Source organism: Streptomyces sp. DS1-CR2, from assembly GCF_055760475.1.
This window is the reverse complement of the sequence record NZ_CM147085.1, coordinates 7,710,638-7,732,325: the sequence shown is the minus strand read 5'-3', so window position 1 is coordinate 7,732,325 and position 21,688 is coordinate 7,710,638. Positions and strand designations below refer to the sequence as shown.

The following is a 21,688-nucleotide window of genomic DNA, read 5'->3' as shown; positions in this document are numbered from 1 at the left end:
AGGGAGCTCGGGTCAGGCGGCCTGGGAGGCGGCGGCTCGGTGGGTGAGTTCCTGCCGGACCAGCGGGACGACGTAACGGGCGTAGTCGATCGCGTCGTTGAGCGGGTCGTAGCCGCGGATCGACAGCAGGTCGCAGCCGATGTCGACATAGTCGAGCAGCGCCTTGGCGACCGTCTCGGGGGAGCCGACCAGAGCGGTCGAGGCACCCGCGGCATTGGTGGCGACCGCCGGGGCGGTCCACAGGCAGCGGTCCTGGACCTCGCCGCGCTCCGCGATGTCGAGCAACCGCTGCGATCCGACGTTTGCCGGGCGCCCGGTGGTCCGGTAGTGGCGCAGCAGCTCCGTGTTCTTCGCCTGGTCCTTCAGCACACCCAGCGTCCGGTGCGCCTTCTCCCAGGCCAGTTCGTCGGTGGGCGCGATGATCGGGCGGAACGACACCCAGATGCGGGGGTGGGGGCGTCCGGCGGTGTCCGCGACCGCGTTGACGGCGGCGATCTGCTCGGCGGTCTCCTTCAGCGGCTCGCCCCACAGGCCGAAGATGTCGCCCTGCTGGCCGCCGACCCGGTAGGCGTCCTGTGAGGATCCGCCCACGGAGACGGGGATGAGCCCGTTGAACGGTTTCACATCGGAGTAGTAGCCCTCGAACTTGAAGTACTTTCCCTCGTGCGAGACGGGCCCCTCGGCCGTCCACACCTTCCGCAGGATCTGGATGTACTCATCCGAACGCTCATACCGCTCGGTCTTGTTGAGGTAGTCGCCCTCCCGGTGCTGCTCCTCGTCACTACCGCCGGAGATGATGTGCAGCGACAGACGGCCGTCGCTGATCTGATCTAGGGTCGCGAGGGCGCGGGCCGCGTGCGTGGGGAAGACGACGCCGGGCCGGTGCGCCAGGATCGGGCGGACGCGTTCGGTGTGGGTGGCGACGAACTGGGCGACCTGGAAAGCGTCCGGCGAGGCAGAGTGATAGGCGACCAGAGTGTGGTCGAAGCCGCCGTCGTCCAGGGCACGGGCGTACTTGCGCAGGTAGTCGGGGTCGAAGCCGGTCCGGCTCGCCGCGGCCGGGCCCGAGGCCCCGGAGTCGGTGTGGACGGCGCTGATGAACTCTACGGGCATGATGAACTCCCTTTCTCGGAACGTCAGTTGAGTTCTGCGTACGTCACTTGAGGACGGAAGCGTCGGCGGACTTGGCCACGTCGACATTGGGCTCCAGGACACCGATGCCGTTCATGAGGTCGGCCACACCCTGGACGGTCCTGTTCACGTCGGAGTCGATCGGCAGAACCTGGCTGTACGCGGCCGAGGCGAGCGTCTTCGCCACGGGGGCGTCGGCGCCGTTGCGCTGCTCGATGGCCTTGGCGTACGCGGCCTGGTGCGTGCTCGTCCACTTCAGGGCCGTACCGAGGCGACGTAGGAAGTCACCGAGGGCGGTCTTCTTCTGCCTGTCCGCCAGGGCCTTGTCGGAGGCGCCGATGAAGCCGTAGCCGCTGACGCGCCCGTCGGCGCCGTCGACGAGGAGTTTGCCGCCCTGCTCCAGACCGACGGCCTGGTAGACGCCGAAGGTCGCCCAGATCTTGACCTTCCCCGAGGCGAACGCGGCCTGTGCGTCGGTCGGCAGCAGGTACTGGACCTTCACGTCCGAGTACGTGAGGCCGTTCTGCTTCAGGGCGTTCGCGAGCAGGTACTCGGCGACACTGCCCTTCGCCGAGGACACCACGACCTTCTGACCCTTGAGGTCCTTGACGCTGTCGATGCCGGAGTCCTTGCGCACGACGATCCCGACGTGCTTGCCGTCGTTCTTGAGCGCGGCCACGTTCTTGAACTTCACCCCGCCGCTGAGCGCCTGGAGGGCCGGCAGGTCGGCGGAGTACCCGGTGTCGGCGGCGCCCGCCTGTACGGCCTGGTAGAGCGGGGCCGCACCCTCGAACTCCGCCCACTTCACCTTGTACTCGGCGCCCTTCAGCGCGCCGGAGGCGGCGACGATCGTCTGGAGGGTCTTGGCCTGGTCGCCGATGGTGAGGGTGACCTCGTCCTGGCTCCTGGCGGTGTCCGCGGAGGAGTCGGCGCCACACGCCGTCAGCGCCAGGAGGGCGGAGAGGCTGAGGCCTGCGGCGGCGATGGTGCGTATCACGAGAGGGTCCCTTCAAGGGCCTTGGCATCGGCCGGGGTGTGGGTGGGGGTGACGCCGAGCCAGCCGAGGAGCCGGGCGCGCAGGGTGACGAACTCGGGGGCGGTGAGGTCGCGGGGGCGCGGCAGGCCGACGGTCAGGTCGTGGGCGATCCGGCCCTCGTCCATCACCAGTACGCGGTCGGCGAGCAGCAGCGCCTCCTCCACGTCGTGGGTGACGAGGAGGATCGCGCAGCCGTGCCGCTGCCACAGTTCGGCGACCAGCTGCTGCACCCTGCCCCGGGTGAGGGCGTCGAGAGCGCCGAACGGCTCGTCCAGGAGCAAGAGTTCGGGCTCGCGGACCAGGGCGCGGGCCAGCGAGACACGCTGGGCCTGGCCGCCGGAGAGGGTCTTGGGCCAGACCGTGGCACGGTCCGCGATGCCGACCTCGTCCAGCGCCCTCTCGGCGCGCGACCGGTCGGGACGGCCGGGCAGCCCGAGGACCACATTGCGCCATACCTTCAGCCAGGGCAGCAGCCGCGGCGACTGGAAGGCCGCGCTGCGGCGCGCGGGTACGGTGACCTCGCCGCCGATCTCGTCGTCCAGCCCGGCGAGGATCCGCAGCAGCGTCGACTTGCCGCAGCCGCTGTGCCCGAGCAGGGCCACGAACTCGCCCTCCCGGATGTCGAGATCGAGGTCGTGCAGGACGGTGTTGCCGTCGAAGGCCCGTGAAAGCCCGCGGATTTCCACACTGTTGGTCATGTTCCTATGCCTCACCCTCGAAGTTGGCCCGCCAGGTCAGCAGACGGCGCGACAGGATGCGTACGGCGAAGTCGCAGGCGAGGCCGAGCAGCGCGTAGACGGCGAGGCAGAGCACGATGATGTCCGTGCGGAAGTATTGCTGCGCGTTGCTCATCAGATAGCCGAGGCCCGCGTCCGCGTTGATCTGCTCGGCGAAGACGAGGGCGAGCCAGGCGGTGGAGAGGGCGTACCGGAGCCCCACGAGCGCCCCGGGCAGCGCGCTCGGCAGGATGACGTACCGGATCAGGCCCAGTCGGCCGAGCCCCATCATCCGTGCGGCTTCGATGAGTTGGGAGTCGGCGGAGCGGATGCCGCCGTAGATGTTGAAGTACAGCGGATAGGTGACCCCGAGCGCGACCAGCGCGATCTTCGGGGTCTCCTCGATGCCGAACCACACGATGAACAGCGGGATCAGACCCACCCAGGGGATCGCCCGGAACATGCCCATCGAGGAGTCGATGACGTCCTCGCCGAGCCGGAACAGCCCGGCCAGCAGGGAGAGGCTCAGGGCGACTGTCGACCCGATGAGGAAGCCGATGGCCGCCCGGCGCCCCGACGCGGCTATGGCGCTGGGGAGGTCGCCGTTCCTGGTCAGCTCGACGGCCTGCTTCACGACGTCCACGGGGGACGCGAGGACCGATTCGGGGAGCACACCGGTGGCCGAGGTCAGGAACCAGAGGAGGACCAGGCCCACGGGTCCGGCCGTCCGGCGTACGGAGCGGGGCATCCGGAAGCGGCGGGTGGTGCGGGCGGTGCCCCGGATGGTAACCCGGGCAGCCGGCGGCGCCTTGTCGGTCAGGGAGTGGGGGCGTGGCAGGGCCGGGGTGGCCGCCGCGTCGAGCGGATTCGTCGTCATGTGCGGGGATTCCTCTCTCGTCGCCTCAGGACGGCAGCGGACCGGTCGCGGCCGGACGGGCGGGATCGGCGGACCAGGCGGACCAGGAGCCGGGGAAGAGCGTCGCCTCGAAACCGGCGAGGGCGAGCGCGGCGATCTGGTGGGCGGCGGTGACGCCGGAACCGCAGTACACGCCGATACGGGACCCGGCACCTGCGCCGCGCTCCTCGAACCGCTTGCGCAGCACCTCGGGCGGCAGGAACGTCCCGTCCGCCGCGAGGTTCTCCCCGGTCGGCGCCGAGATCGCCCCCGGGATGTGCCCCGCCCGCGGGTCCACGGGCTCCACCTCGCCCCGGTACCGCTCGGCGGCACGGGCATCCAACAGCAGGCCGTCACTGGCGAGTTCGGATGCGCCGTCGGCATCGGTGACCGGCAGTCCGCCCGGCTTCAGCACGACGTCACCCGGCGCGGGAGCGGTCGGCACTCCGGCCTCCAGCGGCAGTCCCGCCGCCCGCCAGGCCCCCAACGCCCCGTCCAGCAACGTCACGTCAGTCGCTCCGGCGTACCGCAGGAGCCACCAGGCGCGGGCCGCCGCCGTGTTGCCCACGTCGTCGTAGACGACGACCGGTTGACCGTCACGAAGGCCCCACCGGCGGGCCGCGGTCTGCAACTCGGTGAGGCCCGGCAGCGGATGGCGGCCCGCTTGCGGGCTCGGTGGCGCGGCGAGTTCGGTGTCCAGGTCGACGTACACCGCGCCCGGGATGTGCCCATGGGCATAGTGATCGCGGCCGTGCGGGTCACCGAGCGCCCAGCGGACGTCGAGCACCACCGGCGGCCGGTCCGAAACGAGCAGCTCGCGCAGCTCAGTGACCGTTGTCGTCACACGGGCGCTCATACGAGACCCTCCGCGATCGCGGGCAGCTCGGGCGAGAGGCGCAGCCGCTCCAGGAAGAGCACGACCGTGGCGGCGGCTGTGCGGTGCAGCGCGTCGTTGAGGACGTCGTGCCGACCGCCGTTGAAGGTCACGACCCGTATGCCCGGGTGGCCCTCGTAGGCGCTGAGCGCCCGGTCGAGCGGGCTCACCGCGTCGTCCGTGCCGTGCAGGGCCAGCACGGGTACGCCTGCGAGATCCAGTCGCAGTTCTGGCAGAACGGGGGGCTCGTCGAGAGCGCCGCGCCGGAAGCGTGGGTCGTTCGTGAGGCGTCCCTGGTGGGTGGGGCAGGCGGTACGTGCCTCGACCTCGTTCTCCCAACTTCCGGACACCCAGGGGCCGGTGGGCAGACCCGCCAGGATCAGCGCGTCGACGCCCGCGATCTGCTCGGCGGCGAGCCGAGCGGCATACCGGGCGCCCGTGTCCGAACCGACGAGCACCTTGGGGCCGGGCAGCGACTCGTCGGCGAGGAGCTTGGCCGCCTCGTCGAGCGCGGAGGGATCCGCGGAGGCGTCGCCGAGGGCGCGCACCCGGTAGGCGTCGAAGGCAAGACGGCGGCCGAACCGCTCGTACACGCCCCCGTGCTCGCCCCGTCCGGCCAGCACGATGAGCGTGCCGCGCGCAGCGAGGTCTTCGGGTTCGTCCCAGGAGGAGGAAGGAGAGGGGGAAAGAGAGGAGGGCATGGGGAAGCAACTCCTGTTTCGGGGCAGGGGGAATGGACACGTGAAGAGCAGGAGGGCCCGCCGACACGTGTCAGAACAAAGGAGACGTGATCAGCTCAGGCCCGGCGAGAGCGCCGGTGTGGAGAACGGGAACGCCGGTACGCGGCGGAGATCAACGACAGCGCGCGCTGCACGCCACGCCGAAGTCGATGACTCGGCGCTGCGTCAGAAGGGCAGCGGAAGCGGTCGCGGGAACCATGCGCTCATCATGACCGGCCGGGACGGACCACGTCCAACGACGATTCCGCATCGAAACCGATCAGCAATCGCGATCGATGCCGGATACGGGCTACGGTCGCCGTATGCCCCAACCTGTCCTCGACATCGTGGCCCTGCGCAGCCTGACCGCGATAGCCGACTGCGGCGGCTTCCACCGCGCGGCCCGCTCCCTCGCGCTCAGCCAGTCCGCGGTCAGCCAGCACGTACGCCGGCTGGAGAAGACGCTCGGGGGCCCGGTCGTCGAACGTGAGGGCCGGGGCATGCGGTTCACCCCTCAGGGGCGCCTTCTCGTCGAGCAGGCTCGGCGCATCCTCGCCGTCCACGACGAGGCGGTGCGCGCCCTGCTCGACGTGGACGGCGACACCGTCACGATCGGTTCCACCGAGCACGCCGCCGACCAGTTCCTGCCACGCCTCACCGCGGCCGTCCAGGAGGTGCGGCCCGGCTGCCGGGTGCGGTTCCGCATCGACCGCTCGGCGCGGCTGGTCGAGGCCGTGGAGCGGGGGAGCGTGGATGTCGCGGTGTACGTAACGGAGGCCGCGGCCACCGAGGGCACGCCGGTCGGCGGCCTTCCCCTGCTCTGGCACGCAACGCCCGGCTGGGAGCCGCCGACCGCGCCGGCTCCCGTGCCGCTGGTCGCCATCGAGGACCCCTGCGCGATCCGCCGCCGGGCCATAGCGACGCTTGCCGCGCACGGGGTGCAGGCCACGGTCGTCGGCGACGCGGGATATCTGGCCGGCGTCCTCGACATCGCCCGCACGGGCCAGGGCGTGGCCCTGCTCGCCGCGGTCGGCCCGGCACCGGACGGCCTGACCCCCTACGGGGGGCTGCCCCCGGTCACCCCGATCCCCATGAGCGCGCTGGCCCGCCCGGGGGCGGATCCGGCGACGGTGGCAGCGGCGTTCGACGCCGTACGGGGACTCTTGCGTTAGCCTCCTGCGCCAGAGATCCGTCGGCAGAGGCGGGCCAGGGCCGTAGGCAGCACTGCCAGTTAGACCACGGGCCAGACCACGACACGAGAGCGTTGCCCAGCAAGCCTCACAGTTCGACCAGACTGCCGCCAGATCTCCCGCGGGAAGGCGGCGAGGGCCAGCAGATCGTGCTGCGCGGTGTCCAAGCGGGCTGCAGCTTTGGGGAACTTGGCCTCCAAAGCGTCCAGGACGTGCCGCATCTGTGCCGTTACCGCGTCGGCGTCGGGCTGTTCGAACACGGTCCGCAGCAGCGTGGCCACCCAGGGCTGGGCGGACTTGGGAACCTGGCTCAGCAAGTTCCTCGCGTAGCCAGGCCGTAAGGAATCAACATGGCGATTCGGGTCCGTGCGAGGCCATCTCTCCCAGGTTGCGCAGCGACTTGGTCGTCCACCGCAGCGGCGACATCGGATCACCGCGCTCATCCAGCTCAACCAGGCCAAGCAGGGCGGGCACCAGATCCGGGTCCAGCTCTTCGGCAGGCCGTCGTCCTCCGCCGGGCCTTCTGACCCGACCCACCGGCAGGGGATCCCCCGCCGGCCTCCAGCTCGAACACCCCGTTGCGGACAGCCGTCTCGCTGGGCATGTGGAGTTTGGCGACGCATGACCAGCGATTAGGGGACAACGCTCAGGTCTGCACCAGCAATATCCCCGCAACAATAGGGCCGGGTTCTAAAATATTCATCCTGACCCCATTGCCCAGACCTCACTCGCCCCTTTACTCTCACAGCCATGGCAGCAGTGATTCTCGCTGCTCGTCGGCACGTCGACTTCGGACGGCTGGCGAGTACGCTCTGTAAGGCCGCCGCGGCGTGACCGCCGGGCTCGGACGCCGCTCGTCCGGGCCCTGAGCAGCCGGTCAACGCCTCATCATTCAACGGGACATCGGGCTCCGACCAGCCGCGGCCGATCGCGCCTCGACTGGGCCACAGTTTCCCGCCTCCCGTTCCTCATTCGCAAATCCCCGTATATCCCAAACGAGGACTCCGGGAATTCTGCGCGCCTTTTTCATTCACTTGGCGAGTGGAATTCACCCCGCCCAAAACAGAAAAGGGAAAACCAAATGAGTGAGCACGAGCAGTCGAAGGTAAGCAGACGCGGCTTCCTCGCGAGCTCGGCCGCGGTTGCCGCGGCGGTCGCCGTCCCCGCGGCCGCCCAGCTGGCCACCGGCACTCCGGCCGCGGCGGCCACCCGCCCGAACATCCTGCTGATCGTCACGGACGACCAGCCCAAGCACACTGACTGGGCGACCTCGAAGACCATCAACTGGCTCGTCGGTCAGGGCGTGAAGTTCACCGACGGCCACGTCGCCACGCCGCTGTGCGCCCCCTCCCGCTCCTCCGTCTTCTCCGGCCGCTACGCCCACAACCACGGCGTGCTCGACAACGGCCACCCGTACAAGCTCGACCAGAACACCACGGTGCAGCGCTACCTGAAGCGGGCCGGCTACCGCACCGGCTTGTTCGGCAAGTACCTCAACGCCTGGAACGTCAGTGACAACCCGCCGCACTTCGAGGAGTGGGTGCTGGAGGACCCGGTCGTCTACAACGACGGCACGTACAACGACAACGGGACCGTCCACACGATCGCCGGCTACAGCACCACGATCATCAAGAACAAGACCCTGGCCTTCCTGGACAAGGCCGCGACCGACACCCGGCCCTGGTTCGCGGTCGTCACCCCCAAGGCCTCGCACGAGCCCAACACCCCGGAGACGCAGTACGCCAACACCGTGGTGCCGGAGTGGAACGGCCGCCCGTCCGTCTTCGAGACCGACAAGAGCGACAAGCCCGACTACATCCAGAACGCCAGCCAGACCCTCGCCGACGGCCAGGCGCTGCGGCAGCGGCAGCTGCGCACCCTGCTGTCTGTCGACGACGCTGTGCAGGCGTTCAAGGACAGGCTGGTGTCCCTGGGCCAGCTCGACAACACCCTCGTCATCTACCTCGGCGACAACGGCTACACCTGGGCCGACCACGGATGGTCCAAGAAGTCGGTGCCCTACTCCCCGTCCCACGAGGTGCCGTTCTACCTGTCCTGGCCGGCCGGCGGCCTTGGCGCCGGTACCACGGACAACCGCATCGTCGCCAACATCGACATCGCACCCACCATCCTCGACGCGGCCGGGATCACCGCGAACACCCCGCAGGACGGCAAGTCGCTGCTCGGCACCTACAGCCGTGACCACCTGCTGGTCGAGTGGTGGGAGCAGGGCGTCCACCAGACGGGGAGCCCGCACACGTGGTCCTCGTACGTCGCCAAGGACAAGCAGTACACGGAGTACTACAAGCTCCACACCGACACCAACGGCAATGTGGTCGGCACCGGTGAGGTGACGTTCCGCGAGTACTACGACCTCACGAACGACCCGTACCAACTCACCAACAAGCTCTACGGGGCGACCTCCGCGGACGAGCAGGCTCTGGGCATCCCGGCCCTGAGGGACCAGCTCGCCGCCGACCGCGTGAGCTAGCCGTACTGGCCGCGCCGGCCGGCCCGGCGCCGGCCGGTCCGCACCATCCGGCCGGGTGCCCGTCTCTCACGGGCACCCGGCCGACCTCACCATCGAACCTCGGAGATGTCATGTCCTCCTCCTGCTGCACACCCGGCCGGGCCACTCTCACGATCGCGCCGGACGCGTCCACCGCACCGCCCCGCTCCGAGACGGCACTCCGGATCGCCAAGCAGCTGATCGGCCTCCCCGGCGGCCGGTTCCTCATGGGCGGTGACGACCCCGACGGCATCGCGGCCGACCACGAGGGCCCGGTCCGCGAGGTCGAGGTCGCCCCCTTCCGGATCGCCCCCACGACCGTGACCAACGCCCAGTTCGCGAGCTTCGTCAAGGCGACCGGCTACGCCACTGAGGCCGAGAGCTTCAACTCCTCCTTCGTCTTCTGCGGCCTCCTCCCCGAGGAACTCGCGGACACGGCGGAGCCCGTTGCCGAAGTGCCGTGGTGGCGGGCGGTGGCCGGCGCGACCTGGCGGCATCCCGAAGGCCCGGGGTCATCCATCGAATCGCGCCAGAATCACCCCGTCGTCCACATCTCCTGGAACGACGCCCAGGCCTTCTGCGAGTGGTCCGGCACACGCCTGCCCACCGAGGCCGAGTGGGAGTACGCGGCCCGCGGCGGACTCGAACGGCGCCGTTTCCCGTGGGGTGACGAACTGGCCCCGCGCGGGAGGACGATGCTCAACATCTGGCAGGGCGACTTCCCCGCCCGTTACACGGGTCCCGGCGGACCCGGCACCGTACCCGCGAAGTCCTACCGCCCCAACGGCTACGGCCTCTACAACACCGTGGGAAACGTCTGGGAGTGGACGGCCGACTGGTTCGTCCCGGACATCTCCCGCGTCATGCGCGGCGGCTCCTACCTGTGCCACGACTCGTACTGCAACCGCTACCGCGTCGCGGCCCGCAGCCGTAACACCCCCGACAGCTCGACGGCCAACATCGGCTTCCGCGTGGCGGCCGACAGCCGGTAGCAAGGTCCTCCCTGGGGGTTGTGCCCGGCAATGCCGCCTTGAGGCGCTTGTTGTACCCGGACTGCTGCGGCAGGTACGGGAACATCGCGGCCAAGTGCGTGTGCGCGTACCGCAACCAGCGCGCCTCGGGATGCACGCCGAGCAGCGCCTGCGCGACCGCGAGGGTGGGCTGGGGCGGACTCAATGCCTGACCAGCCACAAGACCCGGTCCCACGACAGAAGGTGGTACACGACCAGCACGCCGGCGAGCACCACGGCGAGAGTGCGGGATCCCGCCGCGTACAACGAGGCCGCACCGCCGAAGAACACAGCCAGCTCCAGCAGGAACCGCAGCGGACCAGGTGTCGCAATCACCGTGCCCCCGGACCGGGATGCATCGTCCGGGGTGGCGAAGACTCCCCACAGCACGGCCACGATCAGGGGAACGGCAACCACGCAGACATACCGCAGGAAACCAGGCACCACAGCCCATGCCCAGAGCCCGAAGCACACCAGAGCCACCAGCTCCAACACGAACCTCACACCGAGAGACAACGGGTGAAAGCCATACCCGGACGACATACGCGCAGTTCCCTCCGTCGTAGTCCCTCCAGGATCACAGACCGCCGCACGGGAAGTTCAAGAACCACCAGATCAGACATCGGACTTATTCATCCAGGGAACTCAGCCTCAGGCCAGGTTCGTTTCCCGAGCGGTCGGAGATCGCCCCGATTATCCGGCACGGCCACAGCCAACGGGTGAGCACAACCCACCCGGGCGCTCTGGCCCGGCTTCGTACACGGTGGCTGACACGTCTTCGTACGGTTCGGTCCACGTGACCACTACCGGTTACGCCCTGCCCAAGCGTGCGAGCTGCTTCGTCTCACAACCTGAGAACACATCAGCCCTGGCCCCCTGCTAGCCCTTGAGGACACCCAGCGGCACCAGGCGCGCTACAAGGCGGCCCAGGTCGTTGTGTTCGCTTGCCCTTACGACAGCGTCGACGTCCTTGTACGCCTCGGGCACTTCCTCGATCACGCTGCGCCAGGATGCGGGGCGCACCGCGACCCCCGCGTCGGCCAGCTCGTGGCGCAGCTGCCGGGCGGATGTCTCGCGGTGGGCGCGGTGTCGGCTCCAGACGCGGCCCGCGCCGTGGCAGCAGGAGTCATACGCCCGGTTGCTGGTGCTGCCGGTCATGACATACGAGGCCGTGCCCATCGTGCCGGGCACGAACACCGGCTGGCCGAAGCGGCGCAGGGCGTCCGGCAGATCGGCGTGGCCCGGCGGCAGGGCCCGGGTGGCGCCTTTGCGGTGGACGCACAGCAGCGCCCGGGCGCCGTCATGGTGGGGGTGGGTTTCCAGCTTGGCCAGGTTGTGCGAGACGTCGTACAGCAGATCCAGGCCCGAGCCGGTCAGCTGCAGGAATGCACTGCGGGCGGCGTCGGCGAGCAGCTGGCGGTTGGCGCGGGCGTAGTTCGCTGCGGCGGCCATCGCGCCGAGGTAGGCGCGGCCTTCGGCCGAGTCGACGGGTGCGCAGGCCATTTGCGGGTCGGGTACGTCGATGCCGTAGCGCCGCATCACGGTGTCCATGGCCCGTACGTGGTCGGAGCAGATCTGGTGACCCAGGCCGCGTGAGCCGCAGTGGATCATGACGCACACCAGGCCTGGGCGCAGGCCGAATGCCCGCGCGCATGTCTCGTCGTAGACGGTGTCGACCGCCTGGATCTCCAGGAAGTGGTTGGCCGAGCCCAGGCTGCCGACCTGCCTGGCGCCGCGGTCCAGCGCGCGTTCGCCGACCTGGGTGGGATCGGCGTCGCCGACGGCTCCGCAGTCCTCGCACCGCTCCAGGTCGCGTGGCACGCCGTGGCCCTGCTCGACCGCGTACCGGGATCCGCCGCTCAGGATCTCGTGCAGCTGTGCCCGGCCCGTCAGGTGCCACAGTCCGCCGGGCCCGAGCCCGCGTGGGATCAGTCCGTCCAGCCGGTCCATCAGCGCGGGCAGCCTGTGCAGCAGGGTGGTGCGGTCGACGTGCGCGGTGAGGAGGCGTACCCCGCAGGAGATGTCGAAGCCCACCCCGCCCGGCGAAATGACGCCGCCGTCAGCGACTTCGGTGGCGGCCACGCCGCCGATGGGGAAGCCGTAGCCCCAGTGGATGTCGGGCATGGCGTACGAGGCACGGACGATGCCGGGGAGCGTAGCCACATGGGCCACCTGCTGAAGGGCCTGGTCGCCGGGCTCGTCCGGTAGCAGCTCCCGTGGGGCGAGGACGACTCCGGGTACGCGCATGGCGCCGGTCTGTTCGATGCGGAACCGCCAGGGTCCGTCTGCCACAAGCCGGATATCCATCTCGGTTCGGCCTCCTCTGCGAGGCGTTCCGGCGCGAGACGCCGGGACGGGGTCACACATCGAGCGTCACTCGGCACGCCCACCCGTGCGCGTCATGGGCCAGTCGCAGGCCGTGCAGCGCGACGGCCTTGGGTACGGCCCCGGTCTGCATGGCTGTCGCGCTGTCGGCCATCGTGAATTGCACGCGTACGCCACACGGCTCCGGCGTCACCGTGACGTCCACAGGGAGTTCGTCCGACGCATCCATGCGGTAGATGACTTCCTCAAGCACGGCGACCAGGAGCCGGCCGTCGTCTCCGACCGCCACCACACACTCCCGCGCCACGCAGGAGGCCTCCGCGGGCAGTTCGGCGAAGCTGCCGACCATGCCTCGCACTGCCTCGGCGATGCACTCCTCGCGTGTCGGTGCCCAGGCCTCGACACGCAGATCACCGGTGTGCGGAACAGTGCGATGACCGCGCAGCGAACGCCCGGGCCCGGTGGTCATGGCCATCCAGAGATCATGGTCGGCGTGTTCCTGCCACAAAGTACAGCTTGGCGTCGAAGGGGTTGTGCGGACCCCGTTCGGCTGGTCACCCACGCGGTCGCGTGGGTGCGGATCGAGGATCAGCCGTCCGCACCCGTCGATCGTGCCCCTGTGGGAGCGGTGGTTCAGCCCTTGATTCAAGGGTGGCATGCACGTCCTCGGCCTTCACCTCGGTGGGCAGCAGCCCGGTACTCGAATCGCCCGGTGCGGCGCGTGACGCGACACAGGACGCCTTCCCGTTCGCCGATTATCAGCAAGTCGCCTGAGCCTCATACGCTGCGCGGCGATTGCCGCTTGACCAGCAGTGATGAGTTTTCGAGCGGCACACGCGCATCATCGAACGTAGGGAGACCTCCTACGAGGAGTGGCGATGAAGCTGTCGTTCCTGGCGCCCCTGTACGTGGAGCCCGGCCCGTTCGCCTCCGTGTACCTGGACACCTCGCGTGACGTCGAGCATCCGGAGCGGGCGATCGCGCTGCGCTGGCGGCGGCTGCGCGACAAACTGACCCGTCAGGGCGCGGACCGGGCGCTGCTCAAGGTGATGGAGGAGGTGGTCGGCGCCGACACGGAGGTACCGGGGATCCACGGGCAGGCCGTTTTCGCCGCGCACGGAGCGCTCGTACTGGACGGGGAGCTGCCCAGGCCTCCTGCGCACGACTGCGCGCGCTACGGCACGCTGCCGGATGCGATGCCCCTCGTCACCCAGCACATCCCGGAGATCCCCTACCTGGCCGTGACCGTGCACTACGGCGGGCTGCCGACCGCCGAGACTCACGGGTGGGTGACGCTGGACGCGGAGACCGGGACCTGGCCGACGTCCAATGTCACCCGGGTGAGCGGCTGCACCGCAGGGTCACGGTGGCGACCTGGCATCACACCGCGGTCCGGCTGGGCCACCGGCTGTACGAATGGGCGCGGCGCGTCGGCGCCGACGCCGTCGTCATAGGCGGGGACGAATGGGCGTCCAACGTACTGATTCGCCGTCTCCCGCACGCCCTGCGGGACAGGGTCGTACGCGTAGGGGGTCCCACGCCGACCGACACCCGGCGCGCCCTTCTGGAGCCGCAGCTGAACACCGCCTTCCGCGGCCGCATGGCCGCGCACGACCGGGCGCTCGTGGACATCTTCATCGGCCGGCGGGCACTGCACTTGGCCGCGACGGAGGGGCTGTCCGCCACCGTCGCTGCCCTTCAGCGCGGTCAGGTCGCGGCGCTGCTCCTCCACCACCCGCCCGCGCCCTCCCTGCGGTTCTGGGTGGGCCCACAGCCCACCCAGCTCGCCCTGACCGAGGCGGAGCTGGCCTCCTTCGGCGTGCGGGCACCCCGCGAGGAGCGTGCCGACGAGGCCCTGGTGCGGACCCTCGTCGGCACCGGTGCCGAACTGGTCGTCGTATCGGAGAGCGAGCTGAGGCTGTACGAGGGTGTGGGCGCGCTGCTGCGGTACACCGACCTCGGGACGCCGACCTGACGCGGACGCATACCGCGGTTCCGGCTCGCGCGGCGGGTGGAACGTGCCGACACCGGGCAGGAGTGCCCATGGTCGAGCGGCCCGGCTCGGACCACTACGAGGCAATCGGCTGGGAGGCGGCGTTCGGGCTGCTGGCCGAGGAGCTGGGCCGGCTGGACTCCCCCAATGAGGCCGTCTTCTACACCTCGGCCGAGTCAGCAACGCCACGACCTCGTACACAGCGGGACGGTCGTGTCAGCCTGCTTCGTCCGGCTGCACGGCGCCCCTGGACACGGTCAGCGCTGATACGTGCCGACCAGGGTGCCACTGGCCAGGCCCCTGCCCTTCAGGGCCCGGTGCACCGCGTCGGAGCCCGCTCGGCCGTGGAGCGGGAGCGGCTCGGACACGGCGTACAGGCGGAAGAAGTAGCGGTGCTTCCCGTGCCCGGGGGGAGGCATGGGCCCACCCCAGCCCACGCGCCCGAAGTCGTTGGGCCACGCGCGGCCGCCGCGAGGTGTCTCGGCCTCGTCCACGCCGGAGCTCCCCGGGTCGATACCGGTGACGAGCCAGTGGAGGAACGCCCCTCCCGGTGCGTCGGGGTCTTCGCAGACCAAAACCAGCTCGGCCGCACCCTCCGGTGCCGCCGACCAGGTCAAGGGGGGCGAGACGTCGTCGCCCTCCCCACTGTGATGGCGTGGGATCGCCTGATGGTCGCCGAACGCCGTGCTGCTGAGCTCAATTGCGGTCATGGACGGCGCTGTACCCGGTGAACGCGATGAACATCACCGAGCGAGCGCTGCAAGCACCCGATCGGCCGAGTCGGAACTGCGACGACCCTCTTCGCTGAGAACCTGGTGGAGGGCTGCCGACCCGGAACGGAGTACGAGATGCCGACGAGGATCCTGCTGGAGGGACGCCCCGGCGTCGGCAAGACGACCGTCATCCGCCGGCTGGCCTCGCTGCTGCACGGCCGCGGCATCGTCGGCTTCACCACGGAGGAGATCCGGCAGGACGGGACCCGGGTCGGTTTCGCCCTGGAGACGGCGGCGGGACACCGCGCCGTGCTCGCCCACGTCGATTTCCCGGGGCCGCCGAAGGTCGGGCGGTACGGAGTCGACCTGGGCGTCATGGACCGGGTGGCGCTACCGGCGCTGACGGCAGCTTCGGCGGATCCTGTTCCCGGTCAGCTTGCGCTCATCGACGAGCTCGGCCGGATGGAGTTGGCCTCCGCCTCGTTCAGGGCGGCCGTCCGGTCCGTTTTCGAGGCCGACATCGATGTGGTCGCGACCGTTCATGCGCACAGCGACCCGTTCACCGACGCCCTGAAACAGCGCGCCGGCATCGAACTCATCGTCGTGACGCATGCGAACCGGCACGCCCTCCCCGAAAAACTGGCAGCACAGCTGGAGTACCGGTGACGGGTTCGGGGATTCAGCGCCAACGACGCGACCCACCAAGCCCGCGAGCATCCACCCAGCCGGTGGCGGTCACCACCTCGCGTCTGACCGCTGCGGTCACGCCCCAGGCCGCACCGGCCGACCGTCGGAGATTCCGAGAGTGACAATGGGGGTGAGTGCCGTGCCGGTCGTTCACGGAGCACAGGTCGCAGGTCCTGCCCGGATGGACCGGCTGCCGAGCCGGCAGGAGACGACGATGAACGGCTCCGTCCGTGTCGGACGTGTTGTCGGGGTACCGCTGCGCATGCACTGGAGCGTTCCGCTGCTGGCGGTGCTGCTCGCGTACGGGCTCGGCCTCCAGGCCCTCCCCGCATTGGCTCCGGGACGCTCGGATGCCGTGTATGCCTTCGCGAGTGTCGTGGGGGCCATGCTGCTCATGGGCAGCCTGCTGCTCCACGAGACGGCACACGCCGCGACCGCCCGCAGGAGGGAGATCTCGGTACAGGACGTCACGCTGTGGGCCTTGGGCGGGATGACCAGGATGGGGCGACCGCAGACCGCCGCGGCCGCCTTGGCGGTGGCGGTCAGCGGGCCGCTCACCAGCCTGGCCATCGGAGGCGTGGCGCTCGGAGCCGGAATCGGGCTGTACGCGCTGCTCGGCTGGGCGGTGCCCGCAGCCGTCCTGGTGTGGCTCGGCTGGGCGAACCTGTTCCTGGGCGTGTTCAACCTGCTGCCTGCTGCTCCGCTCGACGGCGGACGGGTGCTGCAGGCGCTGCTGTGGTGGAGCACCGGGGACCGGCAGCGTGCGGACCGGGCGGCATCCCGCAGCGGTCAGGTCATGGGAGTGCTGCTGGCGGCCGTCGGATGGATTGCCTTCCTCCGCGGGACGCCGGGCGGGCTGTGGCTCGTCCTCGTCGGCGGCTTCATCGCGGTCGTCGCCGGCGCGGAACGGCAGCGCGCTGTTCTCCAGACGGCCATACAGGGTGTGCGCGTGGCCGATGCCATGTCCAGCCCGGTGACCACTGGTCCCGACTGGCTGACTGTCCAGCGTTTCATCGACGAAGTGGCGGTGAAATCCCGGCATTCCGCCCTGCCGCTGCTCGACTTCGAGGGCCGTCCCAGCGGAATCGTGCAGGTGCGTCGGCTGACGGCGATCCCGGGAGCACGCCGGGAGGGGCTGCGCGTATGCGAGGTGGCGACGCCGTCGGCCCAGTACGCGGCTGCCGCGCCGAACGATCTTCTGAGCGAGGTCCTCGACGGACTTGGCCCAGGTACCGGCATGCCCATCCTCGTGGTGGACGCGGGCCATCTGGCGGGGATCGTCACCGCGAAGGACATATCCCGGCTGATGCAGCGACACGCTCTGGGCGGCCAAGGGTCCAGCTGAGCCGTGGCAGCCGTGGTCTGGCCGACATCTCTGTCGGGACGACAGGATTTGAACCTGCGACCCCTTGACCCCAGTCAGACGCGGACGACGCGCGGTCCCATCGCGGCGAAGTCCGCGGCGGTCTCCTCCTCCATCCCGGTGTCGGTGACCACGACGTCGAAGTCGCGGACGTCGGCGAACCGGCAGAAGGTGTCGTTCCCGATCTTGCTGCTGTCGGTGAGCAGGACCCGCCGCCGCCCTCGTTGGCACATCGTCCGCTTGACCTCCGCTTCTGCCAGGTCCGGGGTGGTGAGGCCGTGTTCGACCGAAACCCCGTTGGTCGCCAGGAAGGTCACGTCGATGAGGAAGGTGCTCAGGGTGCGGATGGCGATCACGTCGACTTCCGCGAGCGTACGGGCCCGTACGCGGCCGCCCAGGGTGATGACCGTAAGCCCCGGCTGCCCCGCGAGCAGCTGGGCGATCGGTAGGCTGTTGGTGATCACCGTCAGCTCGCGGCCGCCGGGCAGCAGTTCGGCCAAGTGGGAGGTGGTGGACCCGGCGTCGAGCAGGATCGCCCCCTCGTCGGGCACCTCCGCCAGCGCGGCTTCGGCGATCCTCTTCTTCTCTTCCTCCATGACGCCGCCACGGGTGGGCAGGTCCGGCTCGAAGCCGAGCCGGACGAGCGGGATGGCTCCCCCCTGCACCCGGCGCAGGAGGCCCTGACGTTCCAGCAGGTCCAGGTCCTGCCGGATTGTCTCCTGCGTCTCCGAGAACGCCGCGGCCAGCCGGTCCACGCTCGCGTGTCCTTCCTGGCGTGCCAGAGCCACGATCTGTCGCTGGCGCTCCTCGGCCTGCATGTGATCACCTCTTGCTGTCGTGGATCCCCTGGTGTGTCCGTACCAAAAAGGGTTACCAGGAATGCAGTTCCAGAGTGGTCGTCGGGCTCAGGGGTTGCTCGGCCCAGATGACCTTGCCCCTGGGGGTGTATCGGGTACCCCAGCGCTGGGCGAGCTGGGCGATGAGGAACAGACCGCGCCCGCCCTCGTCGGTGTCGGCGGCACGGCGCAGGTGGGGGGAGGTGCTGCTGCCGTCGGAGACCTCGCAGATCAGCGTGCGGTCGCGCAGCAGGCGCACTTGGACGGGGCCGCTGGCGTGCCGGATGGCGTTGGTGACCAGCTCGCTCAGAACGAGCTCGGCGGTGAAGGCGCAGGCGTCCAGCCCCCACTCACTCAGCTTCTGGGCGGCGGCCGCTCGTAGGCCGGAGACCGCTGCCGGGTCGCAGGGCACATCCCAAGATGCCGTCTGGTCGGCGCTCAAGGCCCGGGTGCGGGCGACGAGCAGCGTGACGTCGTCGCTGACCCGCTGGCCCGGCAATGCCTGCAGAACCGCTTCACAGGTGAGTTCGGGGTGTCGCCCGGGGTAGGCCAGGGCGCGCTGCAGCCGCTCGAGCCCGTAGTCGACATCCCACTGGCGGTCCTCGATGAGCCCATCGGTGTAGAGCACCAGCTGACTCCCTTCGGGCAGGTCCAGTTCGGCGGTCTCGAAGGGCAGGTCGCCCAGGCCGAGCGGAGGGCCGGCCGGCAGGTCCGGGAAGTGCACGGCGCCATCGGGGTCGACGACTGCGGGCAGGGGATGGCCGGCCCGGGCCGCCGTACAGCGCTGGGAGACCGGGTCGTAGACGGCGTACAGACAGGTGGCACCGATGATGTCGCCTCCGCCGGGCCGGAAGGCCTCCTCCTGGTCGAGGGTGATGACCAGGTCGTCGAGGCGTCCGAGGAGCTCGTCTGGGGACAGGTCCAGGGCGGCGAAATTGTGCACCGCGGTCCGGAGCCGGCCCATGGTGACGGCAGCATGCAGGCCGTGGCCGACGACGTCGCCGACAACCAGCGCCACGCGCGTTCCGGACAGCGGGATGATGTCGAACCAGTCTCCGCCCACGCCGCCCACACCCGCCTGGGCGGGCAGGTAGCGGTGGGCGACCTCGACGGCGTTCTGTTCCGGGAGGACGCCCGGCAGCAGGCTGCGCTGCAGGGTGAGGGCAATGGTCTGCTCGCGGGTGAAGCGGCGGGCGTTGTCAATGCACATGACAACGCGGGCGATGAGCTCCTCCGCCAGCTGCAGGTCGTCCTCCTCGAAGGGCCTGGACTCCTGGGAGCGGTAGAAGGTGGCCAGGCCGAGAGTGACCCCGCGGGCGCTGAACGGAACGGAGATGAGGGAGCGGATGCCGTACTGCAACAACTGACCGACGCGGTCGGGATCTTGGGCCGCCCATTCGGGAACCGCGCCCATATCCGGCTCGAGGACCGCCCGTCCGTTGGCTAGGCACTTGGCCTGCGGCGCAGAGGAGGCGAAGCTGATCCGCCCGCCGACCGGGCAGAACGGCGAGTCGCCGTGCGGGGCGCTCATCGCTGCCCGTTGCAACGGGACGTCCAGGGCAAGCGGTTCGTCTCCGCGCAGCACAGGTTCGAGCAGGTCGATCGTGACGACGTCGGCGAACCGCGGCACGACCATCTCGGCCAGCTCCTCCGCAGTGCGCGTGACGTCCAAGGTGGTGCCGATCCGGATCCCTGCGTCGTACAGCAGTTCAAGACGCTCCCGCGCGGCCATCGCGAGTTGCCCCATCTCGGGGTGCCCCACCGACAGCAGCCACTCGTCGGGGGTATCTGTCACCGCGGACTTGTCGGTGTCCCCCACCGTCCCCGCGCCTTCCGGTTCCGGCTCTCCGGCCGTTGAGGCGGCCGTCTCCGGGGGCGGGGCGGGAGATGCCGCGCGAGGTATGCCCGGGGGCGTCGCGATCTGCGCTCCGTCCGGCTGGACGCTGGTGCGCCCGGGAGGCACGGGCCCCACGCGATGCTGCCGTGCGTCGCTGGCGAGGCTGACCGTGACGGCCACACCGTCCTCGCCTGTGTCAGCCGCCACCGGCCGACATACAAGAGTCGCCAGCCGCCCCCCGGCCAGCGGTACCTGCACGGCGGTGCTGCGGGCTGCGGAGATCAGTTCTGTGGCTTTCTCCCGCAGTGTGAGCCGGTCGCTGTCCGTGAGAACGGTGTCGACCGAGCCGGCCAGACCCTGTTCCACATCCGTCATCGCTCCCTGCACACTGCGCTCGACCTGCAGAGCACACCGGTACAGGGCGCGTTCCCCCTCCGTGTGCTGCTCCAACAGCCGCCCGGCGATGGCCTCGGCAGCCTTGTGGGCGATGGCCGCCATGGCCGGATTCGCATCGGTGCACCAGGACGTGAGACCGACCACGCCTTCAAGGGATCCGCTGAGCGGGTCCCGGACGGCGGCACCCACGGACATGAACGGCTGCAGGGCGGTGGCGAAATGTTCGGCACCGAAGACGCGGACATCGCATCGCTCCTCGAGCGTCGTGCCGATGCCGTGGGTGCCGACGTACTGCTCCGTGTAGGTAAATCCCGGTGCCAGCCGGACCGCCTCGAGGTGCTTGTACAGCGTCTTGTCCCCGGCACGGCTGTGCAGGATCACGCCGTTCCGGTCGGCGAGGACCACGCCCACATGCGTGCCCGCCGCCTCGGACTCCAGCCGCTCCAGCACCGGCGCGGCCGCCCTGAACAGGCGGCCCGCCAAGTCGAGCTCCACCTGGTAGGGGGGCTCGATCAGATCCGGTGACAGGCCCAGGGACTGGCAGCGCCGCCATGAGTTCAGGATGGGGCCCCGCAGGCTCGTCACGGTCGGCTCGCCGGCGAAGACCCGCTCGCGGTTGCGGGCCATGGCGTCTCGGTCACCCCAGATGTCCGGCACCGGGATCACTTCCTTCCCGGACGGGGGCCCGAAGCGGCCCGACTCACCCGGGGGCCGCTCTCAGCATGGCCCGTGACCAGGGCGGGAGTGAACCTGGGCATCGACAACAGTCATCGCCGCTCACCATCGAAAGCTCATTTCAGGATACTCCGACGGCCGGATCGTGCGGCCTTGCCCGGAGGCAGAGGGGTGCGCCGCCCGCGCGGTCAGCGCGACTGGACCGTTCCAACACGTTCGGGACTTCCTGCAGGACTCGGTGCACGCATGGAAAGTTCGCAGGTCAACAGGCCGGACACGTGAGCACGCAAGAAGGAGGACCATGTGACGCCCGCTCGCTGGGGCGTCGGCGGGACCTTGCCCTGGCGCGGCACCACCCGGACCACAGCCGCCGAGACGATCAGGCCCAGCCGGGGCCAGCTCCCCCTGGACGCGCCGATGCCCCCGGGATCGGCCAGGCGCAGGACCAACTCCCGCGTCGCGTCCAGTACCGGTCGTCGGACCGGCGCACCGGATCCGGCTTCCGGCTCGGCGCGTTCACCGGCGACAACTACGCCGAACTCCTCGCCTCCGACCGCTGGCGCCAGGCCCTCCTGTTCACCGTCCTGTACACCCTCGGCACAGTCGTCGTGGAAGTCGTCCTCGGCACCCTCATCGCCCTCGTCCTGGAGCGCCTCACCAGCGCCCGCGGCTGGATGATGGCCCTGCTCCTGCTGCCCTGGGCGGTGATCACCGTCGTCTCCGCGCAGCTATGGGCGTACGTTTACAACGGCGTGTACGGCGCGTTCTCCGTGGTCTTCGAGT

The 21,688-nt window shown here is 69.9% G+C and carries 18 protein-coding genes and 3 pseudogenes; 6 read left to right on the top strand and 15 right to left on the bottom strand.

Annotation, left to right across the window (positions count from 1 at the left end):
• Positions 1–12 precede the first annotated feature (12 nt).
• From ACY0PA_RS36120 to ACY0PA_RS36095, 6 genes are read right to left on the bottom strand one after another with little or no spacing between them, the layout of a single operon-like run.
• A complete protein-coding gene (locus tag ACY0PA_RS36120) occupies positions 13–1,113 on the bottom strand; it encodes an LLM class flavin-dependent oxidoreductase (RefSeq protein WP_473081605.1) in 1,101 nt (366 codons plus the stop codon).
• A 43-nt stretch (positions 1,114–1,156) separates the two neighbouring features.
• Positions 1,157–2,128 carry an ABC transporter substrate-binding protein gene (locus tag ACY0PA_RS36115; protein ID WP_473081604.1) on the bottom strand — a complete coding sequence of 324 codons (972 nt, stop codon included), beginning with the start codon at positions 2,126–2,128 and terminating at the stop codon, positions 1,157–1,159.
• The gene (locus ACY0PA_RS36110) at positions 2,125–2,865 is read right to left on the bottom strand and encodes an ABC transporter ATP-binding protein (protein WP_473081603.1); all 741 of its coding nucleotides are present in this window, start codon (positions 2,863–2,865) and stop codon (positions 2,125–2,127) included. The genes ACY0PA_RS36115 and ACY0PA_RS36110 overlap by 4 nt, the downstream gene beginning before the upstream one ends.
• 4 nt (positions 2,866–2,869) lie before the next feature.
• A complete protein-coding gene (locus tag ACY0PA_RS36105; RefSeq protein WP_473081602.1) occupies positions 2,870–3,760 on the bottom strand; it encodes an ABC transporter permease in 891 nt (296 codons plus the stop codon).
• A 25-nt stretch (positions 3,761–3,785) separates the two neighbouring features.
• Positions 3,786–4,634 (bottom strand): sulfurtransferase, encoded by an 849-nt coding sequence (locus tag ACY0PA_RS36100; protein WP_473081601.1) that lies wholly within the window; start codon positions 4,632–4,634, stop codon positions 3,786–3,788.
• Entirely contained in the window at positions 4,631–5,353 is a 723-nt protein-coding gene (locus ACY0PA_RS36095; protein ID WP_473081600.1) for an alpha/beta hydrolase, read from the bottom strand. Before ACY0PA_RS36095 ends, ACY0PA_RS36100 begins: the two co-directional genes overlap by 4 nt.
• Positions 5,354–5,694: 341 nt before the next feature.
• Here ACY0PA_RS36095 and ACY0PA_RS36090 point away from each other — a divergent pair, with 341 nt between their 5' ends.
• On the top strand, positions 5,695–6,543 hold the full coding sequence (locus tag ACY0PA_RS36090) for a LysR family transcriptional regulator (RefSeq protein ID WP_473081599.1): 849 nt from the start codon (positions 5,695–5,697) through the stop codon (positions 6,541–6,543).
• Positions 6,544–6,665: 122 nt separating this feature from the next.
• Here the strand turns inward: ACY0PA_RS36090 and ACY0PA_RS36085 are convergent.
• Together ACY0PA_RS36085 and ACY0PA_RS36080 are read right to left on the bottom strand one after the other, a co-directional pair.
• Positions 6,666–6,899, bottom strand: a pseudogene (locus tag ACY0PA_RS36085) (transposase); the annotation flags it as partial.
• Between the two features lie 40 nt (positions 6,900–6,939).
• Positions 6,940–7,159 (bottom strand): annotated as a pseudogene (locus ACY0PA_RS36080) (ISAzo13 family transposase); the annotation flags it as partial.
• Between the two features lie 483 nt (positions 7,160–7,642).
• Here ACY0PA_RS36080 and ACY0PA_RS36075 point away from each other — a divergent pair.
• Complete coding sequence (locus ACY0PA_RS36075; RefSeq protein ID WP_473081598.1) at positions 7,643–9,052, top strand: sulfatase family protein; 1,410 nt, start codon at positions 7,643–7,645, stop codon at positions 9,050–9,052.
• Between the two features lie 110 nt (positions 9,053–9,162).
• Positions 9,163–10,062, top strand: a complete 900-nt coding sequence (locus ACY0PA_RS36070; RefSeq protein WP_473081597.1) for a formylglycine-generating enzyme family protein — start codon at positions 9,163–9,165, stop codon at positions 10,060–10,062.
• Between the two features lie 25 nt (positions 10,063–10,087).
• On the opposite strand, the pseudogene ACY0PA_RS36065 reads toward ACY0PA_RS36070, so the two are convergent.
• The 4 genes and pseudogenes from ACY0PA_RS36065 to ACY0PA_RS36050 form a co-directional block, all read right to left on the bottom strand.
• Positions 10,088–10,333, bottom strand: a pseudogene (locus ACY0PA_RS36065) (hypothetical protein); the annotation flags it as partial.
• Positions 10,243–10,623, bottom strand: coding sequence for a YrdB family protein (locus tag ACY0PA_RS36060; protein WP_473081596.1), 381 nt, complete (start codon positions 10,621–10,623; stop codon positions 10,243–10,245). The gene ACY0PA_RS36060 and the pseudogene ACY0PA_RS36065, both read right to left, overlap by 91 nt.
• 336 nt (positions 10,624–10,959) lie before the next feature.
• Positions 10,960–12,372: an RtcB family protein gene (locus tag ACY0PA_RS36055; RefSeq protein WP_473081595.1), complete on the bottom strand. Its 1,413-nt coding sequence runs from the start codon at positions 12,370–12,372 to the stop codon at positions 10,960–10,962.
• 67 nt (positions 12,373–12,439) lie between these two features.
• A complete protein-coding gene (locus ACY0PA_RS36050; protein ID WP_473081594.1) occupies positions 12,440–12,880 on the bottom strand; it encodes an archease in 441 nt (146 codons plus the stop codon).
• A gap of 810 nt (positions 12,881–13,690) precedes the next feature.
• Here ACY0PA_RS36050 and ACY0PA_RS36045 point away from each other — a divergent pair.
• On the top strand, positions 13,691–14,380 hold the full coding sequence (locus tag ACY0PA_RS36045) for a baeRF2 domain-containing protein (protein WP_473081593.1): 690 nt from the start codon (positions 13,691–13,693) through the stop codon (positions 14,378–14,380).
• 275 nt (positions 14,381–14,655) lie between these two features.
• On the opposite strand, the gene ACY0PA_RS36040 is transcribed toward ACY0PA_RS36045, so the two are convergent.
• Complete coding sequence (locus ACY0PA_RS36040; protein ID WP_473081592.1) at positions 14,656–15,108, bottom strand: YbhB/YbcL family Raf kinase inhibitor-like protein; 453 nt, start codon at positions 15,106–15,108, stop codon at positions 14,656–14,658.
• Positions 15,109–15,246: 138 nt separating this feature from the next.
• On the opposite strand from ACY0PA_RS36040, the gene ACY0PA_RS36035 reads away from it, so the two are divergent.
• A complete protein-coding gene (locus ACY0PA_RS36035) occupies positions 15,247–15,777 on the top strand; it encodes an NTPase (RefSeq protein WP_473081591.1) in 531 nt (176 codons plus the stop codon).
• 235 nt (positions 15,778–16,012) lie between these two features.
• Positions 16,013–17,143: a site-2 protease family protein gene (locus ACY0PA_RS36030; protein ID WP_473081590.1), complete on the top strand. Its 1,131-nt coding sequence runs from the start codon at positions 16,013–16,015 to the stop codon at positions 17,141–17,143.
• A gap of 74 nt (positions 17,144–17,217) precedes the next feature.
• On the opposite strand, the gene ACY0PA_RS36025 is transcribed toward ACY0PA_RS36030, so the two are convergent.
• Both ACY0PA_RS36025 and ACY0PA_RS36020 read right to left on the bottom strand, forming a co-directional pair.
• The gene (locus tag ACY0PA_RS36025; protein ID WP_473081589.1) at positions 17,218–17,979 is read right to left on the bottom strand and encodes a DeoR/GlpR family DNA-binding transcription regulator; all 762 of its coding nucleotides are present in this window, start codon (positions 17,977–17,979) and stop codon (positions 17,218–17,220) included.
• A 52-nt stretch (positions 17,980–18,031) separates the two neighbouring features.
• Positions 18,032–20,896: an ATP-binding SpoIIE family protein phosphatase gene (locus ACY0PA_RS36020; RefSeq protein ID WP_473081588.1), complete on the bottom strand. Its 2,865-nt coding sequence runs from the start codon at positions 20,894–20,896 to the stop codon at positions 18,032–18,034.
• Positions 20,897–21,688: the final 792 nt, after the last annotated feature.